This window comes from Pontiella sulfatireligans (assembly GCF_900890705.1).
Classification (GTDB): domain Bacteria; phylum Verrucomicrobiota; class Kiritimatiellia; order Kiritimatiellales; family Pontiellaceae; genus Pontiella; species Pontiella sulfatireligans.
Genome location: NZ_CAAHFH010000002.1, coordinates 1,601,197 through 1,623,544, shown reverse-complemented (window position 1 = coordinate 1,623,544; position 22,348 = coordinate 1,601,197). Strand labels below are relative to the sequence as shown.

Sequence of the window (22,348 nt, the reverse complement as noted above, 5' to 3'; positions counted from 1 at the left end):
GGACAACATCGCACGTAACGCCATGGCTATGGAGCGTGCGGCCAGACCGGGATCTACGAGCGGGGCAGAAGTGTATTGGGGTATCCTGGGAACCTGTGAGGGCCTGCCTCTCCTCGGCTGGAAATACCGGAATGGGATGAGACCGGTTGAACAACGTCCCGGGTTGCGGGAGGTCTTTTCCCTTCCTGCGGCAGCGAAACAGGGAAAGAAGTCGGGGTACCGCCGTTCAAGCTTGAGGCAAGAACGTCGGGATGGAGAAATTGCAGGTCGTCTTAGTCGGCTCATAGTAGCGTTTGAAAGCAGGGAAACTCTTCTCGGGAGAAGCCTGTGAGTAGCCAAGGGGCACGACCGGAATATGATGGTGTTGTTGGCCGACACGCGGCGGAGAACCGGCCGCTAACCAGCGTGCGAACGCGGCAACAGCACATTGCAAGCATAGCGGAGCGACATACGGACAGCCCGTTGACAACACTGAACCAACATCTGGATATGCTGTGGATGCATGAGGCCTTTTCGAGAATACGAAAAGACAGCGCAACAGGCATCGACGGGGTGACGGCGGAGGAATATGCGCATAATCTTGATGCGAATCTGGCGGACTTGCTGGAGCGTGCCAAGAGTGGGCGCTATCGGTCGTCGCCGACCCGACGGGTGCACATTCCCAAGAACGAAAGGGAGACGCGCCCGATCAGCATACCCACCTTTGAGGATAAAGTGTTGCAGCGAGCGGTTGCGATGCTGCTGGAGCCCATCTGTGAAACAGATTTTATGGATTGCTCCTACGGCTTTCGACCGCGCCGATCTCCTCATCAGGCTCTGGACGCTTTGCGCATCTGCCTGAAGGAGGTCAATGGTGGCTGGGTGGTGGATGTGGATGTCAGGAAATATTTTGACACCATTCCCCATGCTCAACTCAAAGAGCTTCTCCGCAAACGAGTAAACGACTCAGTTGTACTGCGCCTGATAGCCAAGTGGCTGCGCGCGGGGGCACTGGACGAAGGGACGCTCATCGTCAGCGACGAGGGGACGCCGCAAGGCGGAGTCATTTCACCGATCCTGAGCAACATCTACCTTCATAACGTCTTGGATCTCTGGTTCGAGAATGACGTGAAGCCCGCATTGAACGGTACTGCCCACCTGATTCGGTTCGCCGATGATTTCGTGGCGGTCTTTGATCGGTTGGATGACGCACAGCGGTTCTTGAATGTATTGCCGAAGCGGTTTGAAAAATACGGATTGCAGATCCATCCGGACAAAACCAAATTAGTTGATTTTTGCCATCCATGGGATAGCGGAAGGAAACCGGAGACGTTCGACTTTCTAGGCTTCACCCACTACTGGGGGAAGACGAAAAAAGGCGGGTATGCACTCAAGAAGAAAACCAGTTCGCAGAAGATGCGGGCGGGACTGAAAAAGATGCACGAGTGGTGCAAGAAAAACCGACATAAACCCGTGGGGTGGCAGCATTCAAAACTCTGCCAGAAGTTGCAGGGACACTATGCCTACTACGGCATCACCACCAACTCCGACTCCATAGGAGCATATCGTTGCCACACCCTGCATATCTGGCGCTACTGGCTCAACCGTCGATCGCGAAAGCGCGACGGCATGGGCTGGAAGCGTTTTGAGTCCCTGCTCAACGGACCCTACCGAGTTTGCTCGAAAGTACCGGGCGACGGGCGGCGACTATTGCTTCACCATGCCGGTGTCGCAGGTGCAGGAAATCCTGGATTGCGAGCAGGTGTCGCTGCGGTTTTCCAATATCCGCTATCTGCAACGGGTCAATGCGCTGCAGTCGTCGGCGCGGTTGCGCAAGGAGGGGATTCCAAGGTTTGGAATCTCGTGGCGCAAGATGGAGACGCTGGATCAGTACCGCGATGCGCTTCGGGCGCATGGCTGGAAAATATCCGGCAGGAAATCCGCGCTCGTCAAGCGCACGTCTCAGCTGGCCGCCGAGCGGTATCTGGAGGAACTACCATACGAGGCCTTCCCAATGGAGGAAGCAGAGTACGAAGAAATAATGAACGGGGCGGAGTCATAAGGCTTTGCTCTTTTAATGATGAACCAAGCCGTCCTTCGGGGCGGCTTTTTTATTGGAGATAAACCATGAAGAAGAACGCACGAAACAAGATCAATGAAATGATTACGCAGAAGATGATCGAGAGGATTGCCGCAACCGGGTCGTTGCCCTGGCGCAAGCCTTGGGTGTCGCAGGATGCGCGACCGCAAAACCTCATCAGCCGGAAACCATACCGGGGCGTCAATGCCTTCCTGTTGCATATGATGGGCTATGCACAGCCGTATTTTCTGACCATGAAGCAGGCGAATCAGCTGGGCGGCAAAGTACGCAAGGGCGAACACTCAATGCCGGTGGTCTTCTGGAAATTCGTGGAACCGGACGAAGCGAGCAATGATCCTGATAATAAGGGCTATGCGATGCTTCGCTACTACCATGTATTCAATGTGGCGCAGTGCGAGGGCATTCCGGAAGGGAAGATTCCAAAGCTCGAAAAACCGGATCGGGATATTTGTCCCATAACTGAAGCTGAGCAGCTGATCGAGCATATGCCGAACAAGCCAACGATTGAATACGGTCGGACATACGCTGCGTACAATCCGTTGACGGACACTGTGCATATGCCGCCGCAGGAAATGTTTCTGAGTGACGAGGCATTTTTTGCGACCTGCTTCCATGAAATCCTTCACAGCACAGGTCATCAATCGCGCCTCGCGCGAAAAGGGGTGACGGACGTGGTGCGTTTTGGGTCGCATGAATATTCCAAGGAGGAGCTCGTTGCCGAAATGGGCGCGGCATTCCTTTGCGGGCATTGCGGTATCCTGCCCGAGGTCGAAGACAACTCCGCGGCCTATCTCAAAGGCTGGTTGGAACGGCTCAAAGCCGATCCGTCCATGCTCGTGACTGCGGGGCAGCAGGCTCAGAAAGCCTATGATTACATCGTGGCCGAAAAGCTGGAGCCTGTAGTGGCATAAACCGAAACGGGGCAGCCCTCATCCCTGGGGGATGCCCCTTAAACTAATTGGAGGTAATAACCATGAAGCGTTTTTGTGAAAAAGTAGATATGAGAAGCCGCGAGACGATGATCCAGTATCTGGAGAATCATTTCCGGTACAATACCATGAACAGCTGGAACCGGAGTACGTCGTACGCCAACTGCGTGAAAGTTCATCGGCTGGATTTGCCGACGGAAATTATGGAGAAGGCATTCGACATGCTCGACTGCTCCGAAATCTATGATGTGTTTGGTCGGTTGCTGCGGGATTGGGCGGATGCACAAAGCTGGGAGTGGCAGGTTGGATTCAACGGTCGGAGCGGGGGATACCTTGTGCTCTATCGCGGCGGATTGGATTGGAAAAACGCCCGGACAGCTAAATGCGATCACTGCGGAAAGCTGACCTGGCATAAGCAGGATACGCCCTGCACGTCGGATTGGTGCATCGGATTGCTCCATGTATTGGAAAAACCAGAGCCGCAGGTATTCAGCCAGCCGGGAAAATCCGTTGATCAGGATGAAGACTTCACCGAATGGGATATGGAATCATTAACTGGTTGTCTGGAGTTAGACAGGAGGTCAGGCAGGTAATTATGCATAGCTGTTTTAAGCTGTTCTCGCTGGGGCTTGAAATAGTGTTGCATTACGATTTCCGCCGTAGCATGTCCGGTGACGGTTTGAACAAGCTCTAGGGGCATGCCATTCATTAAGGCAAGTGTGATCCATGTTGTACGCAGGGCATGGAAATCCCGCACAGAGGCTCGCCTTAAACCCGTTTCCCGCTCAAGGCTAACATTGCCCCTGCTGGGAGTCGGTGCGCTGTTCTCTCTCCGTTTACCTCGAATGAAGGCGATACCCGTTTCCGTCTCGATCTCGTTAAGGTATGCAGAGCCAGTGGCCTTGCTGACTCCAGCGGCCTCTGCTGATTGTGCAAGGGATTTTCCGGCAATATACGCCGCAAACGTGGCTCGCGCTTTTTCGCGCTTTTTGCTGGTCTGGATTCCGCAGAAGTAGGCTTCCGCTTTCTCTGCCAATTCCTTGGGATCGAATGCCTTTAGCTCTGCAGGAGGGGATGTCCCATCATTAAAACCAGCCCTAGCAAGTATCGCCTTGAATCGCTTTGTTAGAAGGGTGTCGTCGTTGGCATACTGCTTAGCCAGTTCGGGGAAAACGTAGTCAGATTCGTTGCCTGTCTGCTTCTCGATCTCTTCCCGTAGTAGGTCAGCTAACGGGATGTCAGCTGTTCGCCCGGTCTTGGATGTTTTAACGGTGATGTATCCGCTTATAAGGTCAACAGCATCCCAGCGTAGTCGGCAACAGTCTCCTTTGCGCATGGCGGTACAGGTTGCAGTCACCACAAGTGGGTAAACGAGGTTGTCAGCTTTCGCGGCGGTTAAAATGGCTTGTAGTTCGTCAGGGGTGAAGGGCACGCGGTGAACAGTCTCCAGCGGCTTTTGTTTCATGTCGTCAAACGCTCTGCAATCACCGCGACGGCAAGCAGCTTTCATGGCTGCGAGAATAAAGTTCCATGTCCGGGGATTAATTCCCCGTTTTTCCTGCCAGTCCATGTAAGCATGAGCGTGGTCGGGTGCTAGGTGGTCCAGATTGCTGATGTTCGGAAAGCTTTCGCTGCAGAAAGTAACGAAGCCAGTCAGTATATCAGTACATCGTTTAATGTGATCGTTTGAAGGGGTCTTATTGCGCGGCATAGATTCCCAGAGCATGGGCAGATCGGCCAGCGTGTAGGATGCTATGCGTCGGCCTGTTCGGGCTTCGTGTACGGCTTGAGCTAGCTCTTCGGTTTTCCGGTTTCCGTTCACGTCAGCAAGCAACGCCTTCAATGCGGCTTCGGCCTCGCCCTTTGATTTCTCAAACTGAATGCTTCCATGTTCTTCCAGTTTGCCGGGAGGGGTTCCCCTGATCTCAACATGCAGGTTTACCGCCTTACGTTTGCCTCCAACCTTATATGCACCGTACCACCATTTGGAGGTTTTTCGCCGTTCGAGTGTTCCCTTTATTTTGCCGTTTTCAATCATGTGTGCACCTCGTTTGAGTGACCCTGATATCTGGTGGGCACTATGGATATAAACAGGGGTCTAAAACGAGCTAAAAACAAAACAATTACAAAACAAATGCATACGTTGTATGAAATATTTAAAAAAAACTATTAAAATGTTCCATAAGATAAGGATTTGTAATCCGTTGGTCGTCAGTTCGACTCTGACCGCCGGCTCCATTTCTAAAGGCTCCTGATCTCTTTGAGGTTAGGAGTTTTTTTGGTTTAGGGTAAGTATAAGCAGTGCAGAACTGCTGGATCAACTAGGTCAAGCTCAGGTGTTCTGCTCTTTCCTGAATAAGGGACTTATATTTCGCTTTCATCTCCAAGCCGCATAAGCCGGAGTCTAATAAACGGAGAGCCTCATCGAGGTTGGTAGTAAACCGTGAGAACACGTTTAAAACCTGCTTTTCATTCAGGCGCAGAGATTCTGCTAGGCGTTGAAAGTCATTCCGTCCAATGCGTCGCTTGCGGCCGTTGATGGTAAGGGCTGATTCCTCCGTATCTTCCGGAAGAAGCAGCTGAGTCGGTAATAAGTCGTACGCAGGAGATAGTCCAATCGCCCCTCCCGGTTTATACAGGAGGGAGAAGTTTTTCAGGTGCATATCGGAGTTGCCGGTTAGGAAGCTGAAAAGGACGGTCTCGAAAAAGCGGAGGGCATCGAACAGGGCGTTGTCACAATACTTAAGGATTGCCCGTCCGACCTGCTCCGTGGAACCACGATACTTTTGTTCAGTCAGCTTATCGGTGAGTTGGCACATATCCTCCATGTGCAACTTTGCATTTCCAATACGATCCATACGTTTGGTAATAAAAGCGAGTTGCCCGCCTTCCATGGGGATTAGTCCGCATTCGGCAGCGGCGATACCAAAACAACCGGCCATGCGCATGGTGACATGTTCGAGTTCCGGCATTTCCGGATATTCAGCAACCGTTGGCTTCAGGATGTATCCACCTTCGAGGCCGACCAGAGTCAGTCGGGCATCCCGTGTCCTGCCGCCCGTTTCTAGGTGCACGGAGAGTTTGGGTTGAACACCGGGGATGGTGATGTGCTGGCTGATAACCTGTTCGGCCAGCTTATTGAGTTCATCCCAGGCATAGGGAAAGTTCGGTGGTTTAGTCGAGCCGAACAGTTTTTTGCAGCAGGATGCGTGATAGAGCTTTTTGCCGTTTTCCAAGGGCAGGAGGCATATATGGCAGGTTGAATTATTCATTGGACTCCTCTGCCTGTATGATGGAAACCGCACCGATGCAGTCTCGGCAGCAGGCCAGTAACAGCCCCATGCGATCACGCGGGTTGAGTTTCCAGGTCGCCTCGGCAATATCTAGAAGCCAGCCCTCGGGGATCAATCCGTCAAAGAACGGGAAGAGCCGTTTGTCTTCAAATGGTTCGGGCTGGAGGGGGAGTGATAGGCTGACGGCAGCCGCATCATCGAGGTTGAGGTAGTCCGAAGAATACGCAAAGTGATATCCTGAGTCCGTTTCTTCAAGTATACCAGCTAGACGTTTCTGTATATAAACTTCAGCCTTCCTCATCGTTCACCTCCATGCGGAATGGTGCAGGGGCCATTCGATGACCGAACAGAGCGAGTACCTGGTTTACCTTATCTAGGCGCAACGACTCTTTTCCCTGTTCGAGATCTCGGATAAAGCGCAGGCCTACACCTGCTCGGTCGGCCAAGTCTTTCTGGGTCAGGCCCGTTGAGCGGCGGCGTTCTTTTACAAATCTGATCAATGGGTCGGTCATTCTATCCCCCTTCGGGTATAAAGTGGTTGTTGTGATTTATACTAATCCCGTTCGGGTATAGCAAGTGGTTTATTGTTCGAAATAATCCTGATCGGGTATAGAAATGCTCTCGAAGATAATGAGTTTCCCATTGGCATGTTTTCGTGTACGAATATCTACTTATAAGGTGGCTCATGATACCGCACCAGTTCACTGTTTTACCGGGATATTTTCCTTCCAAAACACCTCTCTCCGGTTTACAAATCTTCCCGGTATTATATGAAATTCAACAAATGGTGATTTTGCAGGTTTTTACTGTTCAGGTGCTTATGAAAACTGGTGTTTTCAATCGACGGTCTGACCGCCGGCATCCATCTTAAGCTATCGTAGCCAATAGGTTGCGGGGGTTTCTCTTTTGCCCTTCCCATTAGGTGAAGTTGCGACATACGCGAGAAATGCAGTAAAAAGGCACCCCGAAGTTGCGACGCATAGCATGGCGATACCGGGATTCGATGCGCTCCATGTGGCCGCTGGAGGTGTTGCGGCAAAAGCAGCTGCACGGCTCTGGCCTTTTGTAATGGCATATATAAGGTATAAGATCACCAAGGGGCAACTGAGGCAGCATGACCCGTGTGTTGGGTAATTCGGGCGTGTCACGCACTTCCCGGGTTATCTGGGCGGCTGCTTTGGGGCCTGTTTTTGCGTGGTACTTACTTGTACGCTCCATCCTTCTGATCACCAATCCCGCGATGAAAGAGCAGCCGCCCCAGACTGCCTAGATCAGCAGAAATGTAGCGGTCTGTGGGCGTCCGGAAAAAATATTATAATATTTTCGGATCCCAGCAGCCCATGAGGATCAATCATCGGGCGGTTTCGTGCTGGGTCAGGAATATCTTATCTGGCAGATAGGGCTCTGGGTTGACAGCCTCCATTACGAGTCGTTTATGCTCCTCCGACACCTTGCACATTGGGTTTTGATGAATAAATACGATTGGTAATTCTGCGATTGTATATGGGCTGAACTTTCTTTATCCCATAGCGATGAGCTTTGTTTAACCGCATTAATGAAATAACGATGGTTGTTTGTACGATGTTAGTGCAACAACGCTTCTGCAATTTCGTTTTCGCCTTTGGGGCATGCAAATTGTAAGCAAATTAAACTAGGGGAAAAGAAATGAAAATATTTAAGCCGGATTTCCGGCATGTTGTCGCTGCGGCATATAACAAGGAGGCGGAACGACTGCCGCTTTATGAACATGGAATGGATCGTGGTATTGTTGAAAAAATAATAGGGGAGCCGGTTGCACCTTTATTGAAGGGAACCCTTGCGGAGCGCACAGAGGGATTCCGGCGTATGGCGCGCTGCAGTATTCAGCTTGGCTACGATTACATTCCCTTTGAAGGTAACACGGGATGCATTATTCAGCAGGGGCAGGGGCTGCTGGGGAAAGCGCCGTCAATCATCAACTCCATGGAAGAGCTGGAGGCGTATCCTTGGGATGACAAACTTTCCGAATACATTGAGCTGTTCAATATTGATTTTGAAGCGTTGCGAGTCGCTTTGCCCGAAGGCATGAAAGCGGTCGGCGGTGTGGGGAACGGCATGTTTGAGCTGATTCAGGATTTTGTGCCCTTTCAGGAGTTGGCCTTCCTGCAGGTGGATGAGCCCGAGGTATATGATGCGCTATGGGGAAAGGTCGGCAACCTCATGCTGCAACTGTGGACTTGGGTGCTCGAGAATCATGCCGACACCTTCGCCGTATGTCGTTTCGGCGATGATCTGGGTTTTCGTTCATCGACTCTGATACAGCCCGACGAAATCAGGAAGCATATCGTGCCGTATTACAAACGCGTGATTGATCTGGTGCATTCCTATGAAAAGCCGTTTCTGCTGCACTCCTGCGGACGGATTTATGATGTGATGGAGGACCTTATTGAGGCGGGTATTGATGCCAAGCATTCGAACGAGGATGCCATCGATCGCTTTGATGTCTGGGTCGAAAAATATGGTGATCGGATTGGAAATTTCGGCGGGGTGGAGATGAATATCATGACGCTTAATACGCCGGCCGAAGTGAGGGCCTATGTGCTGGACCTGCTCGACCGAATCGGTGCCGGTCATGGCGGGATTGCCATTGGCACCGGGAACCAGATTTCATCCTACACCGAACCTGCGAACTGGATCGCTATGAGCGAAGCTGTCCGCGAGTGGCGCGGTGATTATTCCAACTGAATTATTGAGGATATTCGTTGCGGTAAAATACCCCGGTTTTAGCGCTTAAACTGACTTGTAGTCGTTGGTTGGGAGCCGGCCTTGTACGTTGTTTGAAATCATCCGGAAAGGATGGTTCTGTCGCATTGAACTTAAGAATGACCGGGGGGAATCGATGTACTGGTTTGATATGAAGAAAATAAAATTTATTCCGCTCACCTTGTTGTCAGGATTGATCCTAGCCGGGTGTACCACCGGGAAATTCGAGAGGGCGGTGTTCGACGATTTTCCTGTCGACAAAGACCCGGAAGCGATCGGGACGCGTGTGGTGGAAAAATTTCTGGGTTCTCCGCACTCCATCTACGGGGTGCTGCCGCCGCATAAAGAACTGAAACAGATCAGCTATCCGGATGTTTGTACCTGGCTTGGCGGACTGTGGTTTGCCGAAGAGGTTGGAAATCAGGAGCTGATTGATCGGCTGGAACAGCGTTTTCAGCCGTTTTTTGACGAAGAAAAATGGCTGCTGCCCGAGCCCAATCACGTCGATAACAATGTGTTTGGTGCCTTGGCGCTGGAGCTGTTCCTGCAGACCGGTGATCCGAAATATTATGAACTAGGGATGGCCTACGCGGATTCGCAGTGGGCGGTTCCTGAGGCTGCAACAGCTGAAGAAAAAGCCTGGGCAGACAAGGGCTACAGCTGGCAGACGCGCATCTGGCTCGACGATATGTTTATGATTACGGCGGTTCAGGCGCAGGCCTATCGCGTGACTGGTGACCGCAAATACATCGACCGGGCGGCACGACAGATGGCGCTCTATCTGGATGAAATCCAGTTGGAAAACGGACTGTTCCACCATGCGCCTTTTGCTCCGTATATCTGGGGGCGCGGCAATGGATGGATGGCGGTGGGCATGAGCGAACTGCTACGTGCGCTGCCGGCCGATAATCCGGATCGTGAGCGGATTATGCAGGGCTACCTGAAGATGATGAAATCCTTGCTGGCCTTTCAGGAAGAAGACGGTATGTGGCGTCAGCTGGTGGATCAGCCCGATTTATGGAAGGAAACCTCGGGCACGGCGATGTTTGCCTATGCCATGATCACCGGCGTGCAGGAGGGGTGGCTCGCTGAAGGTGCGTATGCGCTGGCCGCCCGCAAGGCCTGGCTTGAGCTTACCAACTATCTGAATGATGAGGATAATCTGACGATGATTTGTGTGGGCCTGAATGCCCGCGATTTCCGTAAGCGGTATGAAAATGCCAAACAAACCGTCGGAAACCTGCATGGCCAGGCACCCATGATCTGGTGTGCGACCGCGCTGCTGCGCTCGGAACGATAAGGGGGAAATGATGAATTGGATCGATATGAAAAGAATATACTGGAGTTCGCTTATTCTGCTGAATGCTCTGTCTTTTGCTGGATCTGCCGGCGGGCACTCCGACGTTGCGGCGCTCCAGGATTTTCCCGTCGACAAGGTTCCGGAACGCATTGGGACGCGTGCGGTGCAGCGGTTTCTGGGTTCGCCTCATTCCAAGTACGGGGTGCTGCCGCCGCATAAGGAAGTGAAACAGATCAGCTATCCGGATGTCTGTACCTGGGTTGGCGGGCTGTGGTTTGCCGAAGCGTCGGGTGATGCGGAACTGCTTAAAGGGCTGGAGCAGCGTTTTCAACCCTTGTTCGACGATGAAAAATGGCTGCTGCCCTCGTGCGACGGGGTCAACCACAATGTGTTTGGTGCATTGGCACTGGAGCTCTATCTGCAGACCGGTGATCAGAAATATTATGATCTGGGCATGGCGTATGCGGACTCGCAATGGGAGGTGCCGGCGGATGCCACTCCTGAGCAGAAGGCCTGGGCCGCAAAGGGGTATAGCTGGCAGACCCGTCTCTGGATTGACGATACATTTCTGATTAATGCGGTGCAGTCGCAGGCCTACCGTGCCACTGGTGACCGGAAATATATCGACCGTGCCGCCCGGCAGATGGTGATCTACCTTGATGAGCTGCAGCGGGATAACGGCCTGTTTCATCACGCGCCGTTTGCTCCGTTTTACTGGGGGCGGGGCAATGGGTGGATGGCCGTGGGCTTGAGTGACCTGCTCCGTTTTCTGCCGGCCGACAATCCTGACCGGGATCGTATTATGGCGGGCTATCAGGAGATGATGGCTACGCTGCTGAGCTATCAGGCCGACGACGGCATGTGGCGCCAGCTGATTGATCAGCCGGACTTCTGGAAAGAAACCTCCGGCACAGCCATGTTTACCTACGCCATGATTACCGGCGTGAAGGAGGGATGGCTTGATGCTGCTGTGTATGGTCCGGCTGCACGCAAGGGATGGCTGGCGCTTACGGATTATGTGAATGAAGATAGCAACCTGACTGAGATTTGCAGAGGGATGGATGCCCGGGACTTTATCGAGGGATATCGAAAACCGATACGGAGGGTGGGAGACCTCCACGGTCAGGCTCCATTGATTTGGTGTGCCACCGCATTGCTGCGCGATTCAGATTCTGATGGGCATCCCAAGACAGACTGCAGCCTTTATTTTAAAACCAATGACGCGGTTCAGGAGGAGGAGGTTTTCTCTGAATCCGGCGATCTGTTTCTCGATCTGGGCCACCATGGGCCGGCGATTGAGAACGAGTGGATGGCGCTTCGGTTTTACTTTGATCACAAGGCCGCGATTGATGTGTATTCCAAAGCGCGGCCCGGCCTGGAGCTGGCGGAAACGAAGTGGTACCCGACGGAGGAACAGCAACTGTCGGGGTGGGGCGCGGATTATTATAAGGTCGGCCCGACTCTGGGGCTCGGCGGAATCCGGTTGTGGGACGGCGAAAAGATGGTTCGGCTCAATCCGGTTTCCAGCCGGAGCGCCCGTGTGGGAAAAACGGCCGATTCCGCCTGGATGGAGATGTGCTCCATGGGCGTGCCGTATCAGGGACGCACGGTGGATGTTACGGTGCGTGTGACTGTGCGATCTGGATCCCGTTTTGCTGAGGTCGAGGCCTCGGTGGCGGGCGAATCCGTACAGTTTGTAAGCGGCATTAACTACCATCCGGGCTCCACGGTGCGCAGTGGCAGAGGATGGATTTCAACGTGGGGTGTGCATCCGGAGGATGTGGCTGCCGAACAGGTTGCTGTCGGTGGAGCGATCCTGTTTGATGAAAATGACGTTGAAAAACGGGTGGATGACGGAAAGCAGATTCTGCTGATCAGCAAGCCGTCCTCAACGCTGCGCTGCCGCGTGACGTCCTCCTGTGCAAAAGATCCGGAACTGGGGTCGATCGAGCGGTTGGCGGCGCTTTGCGTGAAGTCGGTACCTGTAAACGAACGCCGCATTTCCATCGAGGAATATCGCGATAAGATGGCGGGGGGCTGGATCGGCCAGATGGTCGGGGTCGGTTGGGGCGCACCCACTGAGTTTAAGTTCTGCGGAGAGATCATTCCGGAAGAGAAGGTTCCGGTTTGGGAGCCGGAGATGGTCAATCAGTACAATCAGGATGATATCTATGTGGAGATGACCTTTTTGCGCTCAATGGAGGTGCATGGATTCAATGTCTCCATGCGCCAGGCGGGGATCGATTTCGCCAACAGCGGCTACAAGCTGTGGCATGCCAACCTGTATGGGCGGAAAAACCTGCGCAAGGGGATTGCTCCACCCGATTCGGGACATCCGCAGTTTAACGGCCATGCCGATGATATCGACTACCAGATCGAAGCCGATTTTTCCGGTCTGATTGCGCCGGGCATGCCCAACGTCGGGATTGAACTGGGCGAAAAATTCGGGCGCCTGGTGAACTATGGCGACGGTCTCTACGGCGGACAGTTTGTTGCCGGAATGTACGCGGCCGCTTTCTTCGAGGACGATCCGAAGGCACTGGTCGAGGCGGGACTCGCCTGCGTTCCTGACGGAAGCCAGTTTGCCGAAGCCATCCGCGATGTGATCGAGTGGCATGCCGAACATCCGGATGATTGGCAGGTTGTGTGGAAAAAGATCGATGAGAAATACCAGCGCAACGCTGACTACCGCCGTTTCTCCTGCAAGAATGAGATCCCGGCCTTCAATATCGATGCCAAAATCAACGCGGCCTATATCGTGATGGGCATGCTGTACGGAGAAGGGGATCTTGAAAAAACCATCGTGATTTCAATGCGTTGCGGGGCGGACTCAGACTGCAACCCCTCCAGCGCCGCCGGGGTGCTTGGCACTGCCATGGGGATGAAAAACCTGCCTGTGCGTTATACCTCGGCACTGGACCGCACCCCGAAATTCAGCCACACAGACTATAGCTTCGATTCACTGTTGACCGTTTGCGAAACGCTTGCACGGCAGGCCGTGGTGCAGCAGGGCGGGAGGATTGACGGCGACTTTTTCGTGATTCCTGTTCGCGATCCTCAACCCTCCGCACTGGAGCAGTGTTGGGAGCCTGGACCGATCGCTGACAGCCGCTACACCGCAGAAGAGATGGCCATGATTAACCCGCCGAAAGCGGGGGATGGTGCCGGGGCTTTGGAGCTGAATATATCTAAAGATCTTTCCACCTTTGCGCCTGGCTGGGCCGCTCGCGATTGCGGGGAAGCCATGCGGCCCGGGCTGAAGGCGGAATGGAAGGGGCGCACAAATGTGCTGCTCACGCATCCGCTGAGCACGGACTCTCCCTGTGTCATCTTTAGATCTCTCGATGTTCCCGCGGGTAAAAAGACCACCGTCGAACTGTCCGTACTCAACGATCATCGGGGCGATTTCAACCTCGTTGTACAGGCCGATGGCAAAGAGATTTTTCATAAAGAAATTGCGGAAGGTACGTGGCAGGATCTGAGTGTTGATCTTTCTGAATACGCCGGGAAAAGCATCGAACTTGAAGTTTTAAATCAGGCAAGCGGCTGGAAGTTCGAGGCCGCTTATTGGAGCCGGATCGCCATCCAAAGCAAAGATAAAGGAGAGTAGGGCATGTTTATTTTATCCAGTTATGGATTAGCGGTTGTTTTCACGGTGATCACCATGCTGTGCTGGGGATCATGGGCGAACACTCAGAAGCTGTCGGCCCGGAACTGGCGCTTTGAGTTGTTTTATTGGGACTATGTGATCGGCGTATTGGCGTTGGCACTGATCTTTGCATTCACGTTCGGCAGTGTTGGCGAAGGGGGACGCGGCTTCCTCGCCGATCTCCAGCAGGCCGAGATGAGCAATATCGGCAGCGCTCTTCTGGGCGGTGTTGTTTTTAATGCGGCCAATATTCTGCTGGTGGCGGCGATTGCCCTGGCGGGGATGTCGGTGGCCTTCCCGGTCGGGATCGGCATTGCGTTGATCATGGGGGTTATCGTCAATTATATCGCCGCGCCCCAGGGGAATGCGGTTCTGCTTTTCACAGGCGTCGGATTTGTGGCGGCGGCCATTCTTATCGATGCCATCGCCTACGGAAAAATGGGCGGGACGAAAAAGGTATCGTTTAAAGGCATCGCTCTTTCCGTGATTGCCGGGGTGCTGATGGCTTCGTTCTATCGTTTTGTCGCCGCGTCGATGTCGGATGACTTTGTTACGCCTGAGGCCGGTAAAATGACGAACTATTCTGCCTGCGTCATCTTTGCGCTGGGCATTTTCCTAAGCAACTTTGTCTTTAATACCGTGTTCATGAAAAAGCCGGTCGAAGGCGAACCGGTGACGTACCGTCACTATTTCGCCGGCGATTTTAAAACGCATCTAATGGGAGTCCTCGGCGGCGTCATCTGGTGCGTCGGTATGTCGTTCAGCATTATTGCCGCCGGGAAAGCCGGCTATGCCATCTCTTACGGTTTGGGGCAGGGGGCCACCCTCGTCGCCGCGCTGTGGGGAGTGTTTGTCTGGAAAGAGTTCAAAGGCGCGTCAAAGCAAATCAACATGCTGCTCGGCCTGATGTTCATCTGTTTCTTCGTCGGTATCGGGTTGATTATTGCAGCCGGGAAATAGGTGGCTCTGCCACCGGTCTAGAGGTCAAGGGTCTAAAGTCGTTGAACGAATCATTCGGCTTTCCGACCTTCGACCAGGAAAGGAATGGTTATGTCAAAAATTGTAGTCGTTGGAAGTTCGAACACCGATATGGTCATCAAATCGGAGCACCTGCCCGCGCCGGGTGAGACGATTCTCGGCGGGGAGTTTTTTATGAACCCCGGCGGCAAGGGGGCCAATCAGGCCGTCGCTGCCGCCCGGTTGGGCGGCGACGTTGTTTTCGTTGCAAAAGTCGGCGACGATATCTTTGGTCAGGAAGCTGTTCAGGGTTTCAGGGAAGCAGGCATCAACACCGATTATATAGCGACCGATCCCGAGCAGCCTTCCGGTGTCGCGACCATCATGGTGGATAATCAGGGCGAAAACTGCATCGCCGTCGCGTCCGGTGCGAACAACGCGCTCCGCCCGGAGGATGTTGACAACGCCATGGAGCAGATCGAGGGTGCGGATGTTTTGCTGATGCAGCTGGAAACCCCGATCGAAACCGTTGAATATGCAGCGAAGCTCGGCCATGACAAGGGCAAGACAGTGATCCTCAATCCGGCGCCGGCTCAGGTGCTTTCCGATGAATTGCTCGCCCGGCTTGATGTAATAACGCCGAACGAGACGGAGGCGGAAATCCTCACCGGCACTCAGGTGGAAACCCTGGAAGATGCGCAAAAAGCGGCGCAGGTACTGCGCGAACGAGACGTAGGGACCGTGATCATCACGCTGGGTGCGCAAGGTGCGTTTGTGTTGTCGGATTCATTCAGCGGCCTGGTGCCGGTACGCAAGGTCAACGTGGTCGATACCACGGCGGCTGGCGACACGTTCAATGGCGCGCTGGCGGTCGGCATGGCCAGGGGCATGGATATTGAAGCGGCGGTGGCATATGCTAACAAAGCGGCTGCCGTATCCGTTACCAGAATGGGTGCTCAGGCATCTGCGCCAAGTCTTGACGAGGTGGAGGCAGAGGATTGAGGCCGTAGCAGTCGGAACGTCTGTTCCGGGAGCGGCCGTGCAGTTCGCGGGAGGTATCAACGATGCATCTGGACTGTGCCGGTTGTGCTTTTGTTACACGCTTAAGCTTGAAGGGGATCGGGTTTCGAATCAATTGTGTCTCTAATAGATGAATTAACGGAGAAGGATCAGTGGATATGTTGTTGTACAGATGTAGTTTGATGGTGCTGCTGGGGCTCGCCAGTGTTGGTTCGGCGGGTGCAGAACCCCTGAACGTGATCGTGATCACGGCGGATGATCTGGGGAAGCAGCTGTCGTGTTACGGGGATGACATCTTGGAAACGCCGCACATGGATGCGCTGGCCGCCCGCGGAATCCGCTTTGACAAAGGGTATGTGACGCAGGCTTCGTGCAGTTCATCGCGAAGCAGTATTCTTACGGGAACCTATCCTCATTCGAACGGGCAGCTCGGCTTGGCGAACCATGGTTTCAAGATGACCCCCGGACGCCCCAATATTGTCCAGTCGCTGCAGGCGGCGGGTTATCAAACGGGGATTATCGGGAAGCTACATGTGAAGCCGGTGGAGGATTTTACGTTCGATTTTCGAAGGGACAGTCTGGAGTGTATTCGCCAGACGCGCGATGTGGTGCAGGTGGCCGACTGGGTCGATGAGTTTGTGGAGAGCGTCGATGAGGAGCCCTTTTTTCTCTACCTCAATTATATCGATCCGCATGTTCCGTTTATTCGTGATGTGAAGGGATATCCCACCACACCGGTTTCCGTGGAGGATGTTCACGCATTCCGGTTTCAGGGAATTGATGATCCGGAGCAGTTGACGAGTATTGCGGATTTTTATGGCTGCATCCGGCGGCTGGACGAGGGAATCGGCCTCCTGATGGAACGGCTGGAAGCCCGGGATCTGGTTGACAATACATTGCTTGTTTTTGTGGGCGACCATGGGGCACCGTTTGCCCGCGGAAAGCTGGCCTGCTATGAGTCGTCGCTCGGGATTCCCTATTTTGTAAGCTGTCCGCGTCTGATTGAACCGGGGCAGGTGTCGCAGTCGCTGGTATCCACGGTGGATATTTATCCAACGGTTCTGGATGCGCTGGGACTTGATGTGCCGGAAGGCGTACAGGGCGAATCGTTGGTTTCCGTTTTGAAAGATTCGACGCAAACGGTGCGCAATGTTTTGTTTGGTGAATCCAATTTCCATGGCGGTTCGGCTTCAGGCTACTATCCCCGCCGTTCGGCAACGGACGGCCGGTTTAAACTGGTGCTGAATCTGCCTTCCGGATACCACGAGAACGGTGATGTGATTGTGGACTATGACCATGCCTATGACTTTTCGCGGGCGGCCCGATACGACGGGACCTGGGTGCGGGAGTTATTTGACCGGCTGGCCGAACCTCCCCGGATTGAATTGTTCGATTTACGGGATGATCCGAATGAGAAAACCAACCTTGCGGGGAATCCCGAATATGCCGGGGTGATGCAGAGGCTTTTGAGCCGGCTGACCGACTGGATGGAGGAGACGGACGATCCGTTCCTCACGGTGGATGCGGTGCGTGCCAAATATAAGATGTTAGAGGAGGAAAACTGATGAAGTGGGAAATTGCAGCACTCGGCGCATGTGCCTGTTTGGTATTGGCGGGATGTGAAAGCCTAGACGGTCTTGCCGAGGTTGGATCTGCGGCGGGATACAACGACGGGTTTGTCGCGTATGCTCCCGAGACCCTTTCCGCAGAACAAATGGCCGCGCGTAAAGAAGCTGTGTTGAACTCGCCCGAGTGGAGCGAGTATAATGCGGACGTTAAGATGCTTCCCTTTACGTTGGATAAATATCAGTACCACACAGATGCGCCGGTCGGTACGGTGCTGCATCGTACGCGCGAATCGCTGTATTTTGCCGAGAAGTTGTTGAATACGTACGATCCGGAGATGACGCAACAAGCCATTGACATCATTCGAGCGGTTGTGCCTCTGCAATGCTCGGATCCTTCCCGAGAATTTTACGGCGTTTGGCCGTACTATCCGGAAGAGCCGCTGGAGACAAAAAAGAGCGGATTCGATCCCAACTGGGCCGATTTTATGGCCGTCAGTCTGTTGGATATCTGGATGCTTCATGAGGACCGGATCCCCGACGATCTGCGCGCGGAAGTGAAAGAGTCTTTGATCCGCTCCTGCGCCGCGATCAAGCGGCGCAATGCGCGGCCGGGCTACACCAATGTGGCGATCATGAGCACCTATGTCACGTATATGGTGTCCCACATGTTTGATCTTCCCGAGATGCGAGAATACGGCAATCAGCGACTGGAACAGTTCTATGATTTCACGATCGATAACGGCGGATTTCGGGAATTCAACAGTCCGACCTACACGGTGGTGGCTCTGACCGAATTGCAGCGAATGCGAGAGCATTTTGTGGAGCCGGCTGCTCATGAAAAAGTGGAGGAACTCTATTTCATGGGATGGAATATGGTGGCACGGCACTACCATAAACCGACCGGGCAGTGGGCCGGTCCGCACAGCCGTTCATATGATAATCTGCTCAGTTCCGGACAGCAGGAAAAAATTCAGGAGGCACTGATTGCGAATGAACAGGACTTCAGTATTCCGAATGCGTTGCGGCACTATTATATCGACCCGGTCTATCCGCGTCAGGAGAACGATGTTTTCTATAAATATGAACCGCGGCGCTCGGGAGTCTGTTGGTTAACGGACCGCTATGCGCTCTCGACGTCGCACGCGAACTCGATGTGGAATCAGCGCCGGCCGCTGCTGGCCTATTTCGGAACGGCAGCATCTCCGAAATACATGCAGCTGCGCCTGCTGCTCGATGGATACGATTTTGCCTCCTGCGGTTTTTACGGCATCCAGAAGCACAACCGGGTTCTGGCCAACATGAGTTTTGTGATGGGGATGGGCAGCAAGCATCGCTCGGTTGATCTGCTGACGGACGGACGTTTCACCGGCAGCGATTTTCGCCTGCGGTTCGAGTTCGGCAAGGTGAATAAAATTCCCGCGCTTCCCGCGTCCCGCCTGGCACCGGCGCATTTCGAGGCGGCAGGAACCCGGTTTGATATCCGGATGCTTCAGGCATCGTTCAATGGGTTGGCCGGATATTGGGAAAGCGGGAAAAACGACGAGAATGCGTGGCTTGATTTTGTGTTTTATTCCGGTGGCGAACGTGAGTTTGTGATGAAGAATATGGACGAGGCCTTTCTTACGTTTTGTCTGGGCGTTTCTGCTGATGAATCGGCTCCGGATCTCAGCACTGCAACGGCGTTTATTAAGGACGGTATGGTGGTGTCGGAATGGGATGGGCTGAGACAGTCCACGCCGATTAAACCATGGCTCGTGACCAACTGTTACAGCGGCGTAAGCTTTAACTGGAAGTGAGAATTTTTAACTATCACAGCACATTAGGAAAACTATGGACCATTCATCACGCCTCTCATTTTGTCTTGCATCCGTTGTGCGGCCCGTTCTTTTGTTCAGCGCATTGCTGTCGTCCGCCTACGGTGTTGGAACGGTGGATCAATCGACATATAAGGGGCTTCAGCCGGAGCTGGTTCAGGGCACGAGCGACCGGCCGGCTACAGCCGCCCCGCTGGTGCGGCACGTCTATGCCGTTCGGCCAGACCGGCTGGCGCTGACGGTGGATGAACGATCGAAAACCATTCATCCGGTTGTCCCGTACACGCAACTGCCCGGCGACGAAATCACCCGGGTCGGCAAGCTGCGGGTGTATGGCGAGCAGGTGGCGCGGCAGCTGACGCGTGAGGGTCGGCCCGTGGGCTTTGTGGTTGGTCCGGATGATAATCTGTATCTGAAGCCATGGGATGACGTTCCCGGGAAAAAACTGGACACCGTGTGGGCGGACCACCCGGACAGCTATCGGCTTTCCTCCAGCAATGATTCCGCCTATGCCGAGGGGGGAATCCCGGTCCGCATCGCCCGCAAAAGCCTGCCGCGTTTCAATACGCTGGTTGGCCCCGGACTGGTCGAAATGGCTGTTCGGCACGAAATCTATCTGGATCTTCGCTCCCCGTTAAAACCGGGGGCAAGCTATACACTGCATTTTCAGGGCGACGGCTCCATCACGAATGATGTGACGTTTCTGTTTGATGACAAACGTCTTCGCAGCGAAGCCATACAGGTCAACCAGATCGGCTTTGCGCCCGGCCAGTCCGTGAAACAGGCATTCCTATCCTGCTGGGCCGGCAGCGCCGGAGCGGTCGAGTATTCGGCCGGCACCTCTTTTCATGTGGTCGATGCGCAGAGCGGGGAAGTATTTTTCACAGGCCGGACCGCATTGAAGCAGGACGCTGACGAGCCCGATTATGAATGGGACGGTGTGGGCTGGCGGGAAGCTGTGGCCGATGTGTATCTCATGGATTTTTCCGACTTCAGCCGTCCGGGGCGCTATCGTGTCAGCGTGCCGGGCATCGGCGCTTCGTTTCCGTTCGAGATTGCGGATACGGTTTGGCAGGACGCCGCCCGTATTCACCTGATGGGACTGCTGCACCAGCGGAGCGGGATCGAGCTGGGGCCGCCGTGGACAGACTACAGGCGCCCGAGAAACTTTCATACAGAGGATCGGACGGTACACGCCTGCCATCCCGATGTGTGGTATCACGGTCTCAAGAATCCTTCCTTTGAGAAAGATGCAGCGGACTGGTCCTTCACCAACGCCCGACCGGTGCTTGTGGAAACCGGCATCAAGGTGGTTCGGTCCGGGCAGGGTGCATACGGAATTTATCAGGATGTGACCCAGATGGTGCGCGCGTTCAGCGGCAAGGCATTTTCGCTGTCTGCAGATGCTTCCGGAACCGTTCGGCCGGAAGCCAGACTGGTTCTCCAGCTGGAAGGGCAGCGCCGCACTTTCATCGCTGCTTTTAAAGATGCGGATGAGGGGGGCGTCCTTGCAAAATTTAAAAAGATTTCTGTCAACGGCACCGTGGAACGGGCCGAGCTGCAACTGACTTCGGAAAAGGGCCGCTCGTTTAATCTGGGCTCTCTCCATTTTGCGGGTGCATCCAAGCCGAAGTTTCCTCAGCGTCAGGCCGCCATCGATCTGGCGACGAGTATTCCGGAGGCCTGGGGCGGGTGGATGGATGCCGGCGATTTTGACCGGCGCCCGAACCATATGTTTGCGGTGCATACGGTCCTTGATCTGTGCGAAAACAATCCCGCCTATTTTGAAAATCTTTCTCTGGGTATTCCGGAGTCTGGAAACGGCATGCCGGATGTGGTCAACGAGGGACTGTGGTTCCTTGAACTGGCCCGGCGCACCCAGGGTATCTATGCGCGTTGGTATGGCGAGGGATGGAAAGACTCCATCAGCCTCCGGGTTGAGTCCGTTGAGCATCCGACGTACGGCGAAACCAGCTGGCTGGACAGTCTGCTGCTGGACATGGATCCGCCGTCGCGCGAACACAGCTGGATCTATGCGGCGGGTGCCGCGCATGCCTCGTTCGTATTGAAAAAATATGATCCTGCCCTAGCAGAAAAATATTTGGAAAGTGCGTTGGCTGCGATGGAATGGGCCGAGGCCAATCCCGAAAACATTCCCTATTCAGACAAAGAGAGATGGCCGGGGCCGGATGCGCTTCGGAACCGGGCCGCCGCCTACCTGTTCAAGGTGACCCGCGAGCCTCGTTGGCATCGCCTGTTTGAAGAAACCCTCGAGCGCGAAAGCTGGCACAAGGCCGGGTTCAACGGTGCGTGCGTGTATGCGCGGCTGGAAGGGACGGGCGTGGATCCCGACCTTAAAAAATTCTGTATCGACCTGCTGTGCCGGGATGCGGATGATTTGATTGATGGAATGAACGAAATGGCCTGGGGGGCCGTTCGTCATACGGAGCAGCTGGGGGAGGCGAATCTGGCCGCCCGCCCGAATTATACCGCGAAGAAAGAGGTGGAAGCGGTGGTCTATGCCTGGTTGGCCACCGGGAATGAACGATACCTCAGTGCGTTGCAGCAATGTGTTCAGTTTTCCATGGGGGCGAATCCTCGGAACTCCTGCTACACAACCGGCATGGGGGTGCGTTCGATGCGCCCGTATCTTGCGGATGTCAAGTTTGGCGGGGTCGATACGCCGATCGGTGCCACCATGTATGGGCCGCTGCCGCTTTCCCGCTGGGTGACCGGTCGCTGGCAGGCTCTTGTTAAAAACGGAATCTATCCGCTGCCGGTCTTTCACGATGCGACCACGCCTCATTGGCCGATCCCGGAGCTGTATATCGATGATTACAACTGGGCTCCGTTAACCGAGTTCACGGTACATGAAAGTATTGCCAGCCACCTGTTGATCTGCGGGATGCTCGCGCAGGAATACGAAGAACAGGATCCCGATCGTTTCTGATTTTTCCGGCAGGCCAGACCGTACCGAAGGTCCTGCAACCGCGTTA

Annotated in this window: 15 protein-coding genes; 11 read left to right on the top strand and 4 right to left on the bottom strand. The window is 54.2% G+C overall.

Annotation, left to right across the window (positions count from 1 at the left end; genetic code table 11):
* The first annotated feature begins 462 nt into the window (after positions 1 to 462).
* The 3 genes from ltrA (at position 463) to SCARR_RS19800 (ending at position 3,602) form a co-directional block, all read left to right on the top strand.
* Positions 463 to 2,103, top strand: coding sequence for a group II intron reverse transcriptase/maturase (gene ltrA, locus SCARR_RS19810; RefSeq protein ID WP_222846371.1), 1,641 nt, complete (start codon positions 463 to 465; stop codon positions 2,101 to 2,103).
* Between the two features lie 3 nt (positions 2,104 to 2,106).
* Entirely contained in the window at positions 2,107 to 2,991 is an 885-nt protein-coding gene (locus SCARR_RS19805) for an ArdC family protein (RefSeq protein ID WP_136063382.1), read from the top strand.
* Between the two features lie 62 nt (positions 2,992 to 3,053).
* Positions 3,054 to 3,602 (top strand): hypothetical protein, encoded by a 549-nt coding sequence (locus tag SCARR_RS19800; RefSeq protein WP_136063381.1) that lies wholly within the window; start codon positions 3,054 to 3,056, stop codon positions 3,600 to 3,602.
* On the opposite strand, the gene SCARR_RS19795 is transcribed toward SCARR_RS19800, so the two are convergent.
* The 4 genes from SCARR_RS19795 to SCARR_RS19780 form a co-directional block, all read right to left on the bottom strand.
* Positions 3,524 to 5,047: a tyrosine-type recombinase/integrase gene (locus SCARR_RS19795; protein WP_136063380.1), complete on the bottom strand. Its 1,524-nt coding sequence runs from the start codon at positions 5,045 to 5,047 to the stop codon at positions 3,524 to 3,526. The two genes, SCARR_RS19800 and SCARR_RS19795, sit on opposite strands and share 79 nt — an antisense overlap.
* 283 nt (positions 5,048 to 5,330) lie before the next feature.
* Positions 5,331 to 6,281: a HipA domain-containing protein gene (locus SCARR_RS19790; protein ID WP_136063379.1), complete on the bottom strand. Its 951-nt coding sequence runs from the start codon at positions 6,279 to 6,281 to the stop codon at positions 5,331 to 5,333.
* Positions 6,274 to 6,603 carry a HipA N-terminal domain-containing protein gene (locus SCARR_RS19785; RefSeq protein WP_136063378.1) on the bottom strand — a complete coding sequence of 110 codons (330 nt, stop codon included), beginning with the start codon at positions 6,601 to 6,603 and terminating at the stop codon, positions 6,274 to 6,276. Before SCARR_RS19785 ends, SCARR_RS19790 begins: the two co-directional genes overlap by 8 nt.
* The gene (locus SCARR_RS19780) at positions 6,590 to 6,814 is read right to left on the bottom strand and encodes a helix-turn-helix transcriptional regulator (protein ID WP_136063377.1); all 225 of its coding nucleotides are present in this window, start codon (positions 6,812 to 6,814) and stop codon (positions 6,590 to 6,592) included. The genes SCARR_RS19785 and SCARR_RS19780 overlap by 14 nt, the downstream gene beginning before the upstream one ends.
* A gap of 1,153 nt (positions 6,815 to 7,967) precedes the next feature.
* On the opposite strand from SCARR_RS19780, the gene SCARR_RS19775 reads away from it, so the two are divergent.
* The 8 genes from SCARR_RS19775 (at position 7,968) to SCARR_RS19740 (ending at position 22,302) form a co-directional block, all read left to right on the top strand.
* Positions 7,968 to 9,026 carry a uroporphyrinogen decarboxylase family protein gene (locus tag SCARR_RS19775; protein WP_136063376.1) on the top strand — a complete coding sequence of 353 codons (1,059 nt, stop codon included), beginning with the start codon at positions 7,968 to 7,970 and terminating at the stop codon, positions 9,024 to 9,026.
* A gap of 169 nt (positions 9,027 to 9,195) precedes the next feature.
* On the top strand, positions 9,196 to 10,344 hold the full coding sequence (locus tag SCARR_RS19770) for a glycoside hydrolase family 88/105 protein (protein WP_136063375.1): 1,149 nt from the start codon (positions 9,196 to 9,198) through the stop codon (positions 10,342 to 10,344).
* 25 nt (positions 10,345 to 10,369) lie between these two features.
* Positions 10,370 to 13,954: a glycoside hydrolase family 88 protein gene (locus tag SCARR_RS19765; protein ID WP_136063374.1), complete on the top strand. Its 3,585-nt coding sequence runs from the start codon at positions 10,370 to 10,372 to the stop codon at positions 13,952 to 13,954.
* 3 nt (positions 13,955 to 13,957) lie between these two features.
* The gene (locus tag SCARR_RS19760) at positions 13,958 to 14,953 is read left to right on the top strand and encodes a GRP family sugar transporter (protein WP_136063373.1); all 996 of its coding nucleotides are present in this window, start codon (positions 13,958 to 13,960) and stop codon (positions 14,951 to 14,953) included.
* Positions 14,954 to 15,043: 90 nt separating this feature from the next.
* On the top strand, positions 15,044 to 15,952 hold the full coding sequence (gene rbsK, locus SCARR_RS19755; RefSeq protein ID WP_136063372.1) for a ribokinase: 909 nt from the start codon (positions 15,044 to 15,046) through the stop codon (positions 15,950 to 15,952).
* Between the two features lie 182 nt (positions 15,953 to 16,134).
* Positions 16,135 to 17,535, top strand: coding sequence for a sulfatase family protein (locus SCARR_RS19750; protein WP_168433460.1), 1,401 nt, complete (start codon positions 16,135 to 16,137; stop codon positions 17,533 to 17,535).
* The gene (locus tag SCARR_RS19745; protein ID WP_136063370.1) at positions 17,535 to 19,334 is read left to right on the top strand and encodes a hypothetical protein; all 1,800 of its coding nucleotides are present in this window, start codon (positions 17,535 to 17,537) and stop codon (positions 19,332 to 19,334) included. Before SCARR_RS19750 ends, SCARR_RS19745 begins: the two co-directional genes overlap by 1 nt.
* Before the next feature lie 34 nt (positions 19,335 to 19,368).
* A complete protein-coding gene (locus tag SCARR_RS19740) occupies positions 19,369 to 22,302 on the top strand; it encodes a glycoside hydrolase family 9 protein (protein ID WP_136063369.1) in 2,934 nt (977 codons plus the stop codon).
* Positions 22,303 to 22,348: the final 46 nt, after the last annotated feature.